Origin of the sequence: Mesorhizobium sp. M7A.F.Ca.AU.002.02.1.1 (assembly GCF_003998535.1) — a bacterium.
GTDB lineage: Bacteria > Pseudomonadota > Alphaproteobacteria > Rhizobiales > Rhizobiaceae > Mesorhizobium > Mesorhizobium ciceri.
Genome location: NZ_RZPB01001348.1, coordinates 1 through 816, shown reverse-complemented (window position 1 = coordinate 816; position 816 = coordinate 1). Strand labels below are relative to the sequence as shown.

General features: G+C 66.3%; 1 protein-coding gene and 1 pseudogene. One reads left to right on the top strand and one right to left on the bottom strand.

All coding sequences use genetic code 11. The features are described 5' to 3' along the window. The coding region (locus tag EN879_RS37645; RefSeq protein WP_164774926.1) for a LysR family transcriptional regulator at positions 1–531 on the bottom strand (531 nt) is incomplete at its 3' end. 98 nt (positions 532–629) lie between these two features. On the opposite strand from EN879_RS37645, the pseudogene EN879_RS37640 reads away from it, so the two are divergent. Then, a pseudogene (locus tag EN879_RS37640) lies at positions 630–816 on the top strand (LysE family translocator); the annotation flags it as partial.

Here is an 816-nt window from a genome sequence, read left to right as displayed (position 1 = left end):
GGCGCGGGCAACGCCGCCCTTGGCACCGACCCAGACCAGCCGGTCAACGACGAGGCATTCGCCGGCCGACGGGCCGGCGCATTCCTCGATCACGGCAAGGTCGATGGTCCCGGCCGCAAGGGCAGCAGTCAATTCTGGCGACGAGGCGCAGACCAGCGATATCTCGACCTGCGGATAGGTCTCGGCATAGGTCTTCAGCACCGGCGCCAGCAAGGTGCCGACAAGGTCGTAGGGCACGCCGAGCCGCACCTGGCCGGCCACCGGGCTCCCAGCCATTTCGGCCCAGATCTCGTCATTCAAGGCCAGCAGCCGCTTGCCCCTGCCGAACAGCTGTTCACCGGCGCGCGTCAGCCGCAAGCCGCGCCGGTCGCGCTCGAAGAGGCTCGAGCCGAACGCCTCCTCCAGCCGTTTGACCTGCTGGCTGACAGCACCTTGCGTCAGGTGCAGTGCATTGGCCGCCGCTGTCATGCTGGCCTTGTCGGCGACGGTGATAAAGGTGCGGATCAGCGCCATGTCGAGATTTCGGATCATGGTTGGCATTATGCTTGCTAATGTCAACCATAGCAAACATTGCATTTACTGAAGTTCGTGCGCAGCTACGATGGCAGCCCTCCCACCGAGGACGCCGCATGCTCGAGCCCATTTTCCCGCTCATCCTGTTTGCCATCGTCGCCACCACCACGCCCGGCATCGCCACGACCCTGTCGACCGCGTCCGGCGCGCAGTTCGGCTTTCGCCGTTCCGTGCCTTTGCTGGTCGGCAGCGCCGCCGGCCTCGCCACCGTCACGGGTGCCGCTGCCGCCGGGCTTGCCGGCC